2 protein-coding genes are annotated in these 2,629 nt (G+C 24.7%); both read right to left on the reverse strand.

Annotated elements, in window-relative coordinates; all coding sequences use genetic code 11:
- Positions 1–124: 124 nt before the first annotated feature.
- On the reverse strand, positions 125–1,021 hold the full coding sequence (locus tag KTO59_RS03975; RefSeq protein ID WP_284928755.1) for a DUF2963 domain-containing protein: 897 nt from the start codon (positions 1,019–1,021) through the stop codon (positions 125–127).
- 263 nt (positions 1,022–1,284) lie between these two features.
- Positions 1,285–1,539, reverse strand: a complete 255-nt coding sequence (locus KTO59_RS03980) for a hypothetical protein (RefSeq protein WP_284928757.1) — start codon at positions 1,537–1,539, stop codon at positions 1,285–1,287.
- Between the last annotated feature and the right edge of the window lie 1,090 nt (positions 1,540–2,629).

Below are 2,629 nucleotides of genomic sequence, written 5' to 3' on the forward strand. Positions count from 1 at the left end.
AAAGACTTTAAATATTGAAAATCTTTTTTTAACGTTTGAATATATTATTATTTTATTGTTTCATCGGATTTGTGTTCTTTTATGTTTTTAATGGTTCCGTCGGAGTAATATTTTGTTTTCTTAATTAATTTTTGTCTTCGTTGTATTCGTGAATATCTTTGATAATTCCTTCAGTGGTATAGTTTGTTTGTTTAATCAGTTTTTCGTTATTGTTGTATTCATTAACGAAATCGATGGTTTTGTTAGAGTTATAGTTTGTTATTTTGATTACTTTGTTATTTTTATATTCATAATTTGTTGTAGGTCTTTGTGGTGGTTTTGTTGTGTCGAAATAACCATCAAATCTCCAATCTCTCGCATAATCTAAACGTAAATTGGTGTTTGATCCGCTAATTTCTAAATCAAGACCGACATAAGCAAGAATACCAAATTTTCTTTCAACATATACATAATTATCATCGCAACTTGTATAAGGATAAATTTCTCTGTCGTGTTTATATGAATGAATTGAACTAACATGAGAATCAGTATAAAGTTTATTTGCTTCTGTTTTATTTCTAATTCCAAAACCGTTGTGTATATCACCTGGTTTAAAATAACATTGGTTTTTCCATTGTATTAATTTTTCTTTATAATCAGATAAACAACTTATATGGTAAATTGTATTTTCAATTTCGACTGTTTGTGTTAAATTGTAATTATCGTTTTCTATTTTCCATTTAAAAGGTGATTCTATTATTGTATTAGAATTGTTTATTGTAATTTTCCAACTTTGTATAGATTCATATGGATTGGATGAAGTAGGGAGAATTATGTTTTTTTCTTTTTTAGATGATTGAGATTCTTTATTTTGTTCTTTAATTGGTTCTTGATTTTTTTGTTCTAAAATTGGTAATTCCAATTTTTGTTTATCATTATTCTTTTTACTTTTACGATATAAAAATATAATAGTTGTAATAATTATTATACAAATAATAATAATAATAATTATTGAACGTTTTTTAAAAAAATTATTATTCATAAATTTTGTTTCCTTTCTAATAATAATGAAATTGAATATATTTTTATTATATATTTTTTTATTTAATTAAACAATTTTATGTCGTGTTTAGGACGATTTTTTATAAAAAAAAGACACCGATTTAGTTAGTGACTTTGGTTAGTTTGTTTTTTAAAACCTTGACATTTTTGATTTGTTGTGCGTTAAATAAAAAACTCTCGGAATGAGAGTTTAGATTTTAAAAAATGATGTTTAAAAATAAAGTTTTTTATGTTAATGGTTTGTTAATGTCGGTTTTTAATTGGCGATGGTAATGTGTCGTAATAATGATCCGATGTTTCATAAGTTTCAACATTGTTAAAAATTATTTTTCCATTAGTATCGTAAATGCATGAATCAAAAAGCCAACGTTTAGTATATTTATACCATAATTTGTTATTTTTTTCATCATAAACGGTTTGTGAATAATAACCGAATTTATCTCTTATTGTGTCATGTGAATAATAGACACCTGGTTTAATATAACAGTTATTTTCCATTGTGTTAATTTTTCTTGGTAATCAGAAAAACAATTTATATGATAAATTGTATCTTTTGTTTCAAAAGTTTGTGTTAAATTATAATTATCGTTTTCTACTTTCCATTCATAATTTGATTCTTTTGTTAATGGTGGAAAATTAATTAAGTTATTTTGTTTTTTTCAGTCTAAAATTGCAGTATATTGGTCGTAAGAAATCGAGAGATTTATGTTTTCTGCTTTTTTTAAATAGTATTTAATTATGTAACAGTAATTGTATATTTGAGTCAGTGGTTCTATAATAACAATTACCCCAATCATAATCATTACTAACATATGAACCACAAGCATAATTATTAATCCGATCCCGAGTAGCTTGTTCTCTATCGGATAATATACCTAAAAGATTGCTTCGTTAGATACTACGTTGTAACAACCTAATTTGATGTATCCTATCATTAGCTTTAATGGTTTCGATTAAATATTTTTTAAGAGCTTATTGTTTGGTAATATCAACATCATATTTTAAATTAATTGTGTGAATATTGACATTTGGATCAATTTGGGCTGCTAATTTCCCCACAGATGTATGCTTCTTCAATAGCTATTTCGTATATTAAAAGTTCGTTTAAAGTAAATTTGTAATCGACTTAAGGGAATACTTGATTAAATAAATTTGTTCTTGGTTTTAAGTAAACCCCTAATAAACCTTAACATTAAATAATTCCATTAATTTTGAAATATCTTTTTTTGAAATAACGTTAAGATCCTATCTTTTGAATTTCGGTTGCAAGGCTAACCATGCTTTTTTAAGGTTTTCAGTGTCCTCTATTTTGATTACAGATTTTGTTTGACGATGGAAAGCAAAAAGAGTTCTGTTTTTCTACAATGAGTGGGTTAATATATATTCTAGTTTAATAAAAAAAAATAGAAAAATTATAAGCAAAAAATGACGTTTTTTATGATTTTATTAATGTTTTTGTCTTCCTTTTAATATTTTTCAATTATTTGTTAACGCCTTTACATGGTGGTTGTGAAAAAAGGAATTTATGGTATAAAAAAAAGACTCTCGCGGAGAGAGTCTATTAAAATTTAGTTGTATTTAAATTTAT

It is taken from the genome of Candidatus Phytoplasma sp. AldY-WA1 (assembly GCF_020312115.2).
Taxonomy (GTDB): Bacteria; Bacillota_I; Bacilli_A; order Acholeplasmatales; family Acholeplasmataceae; genus Phytoplasma; species Phytoplasma vitis.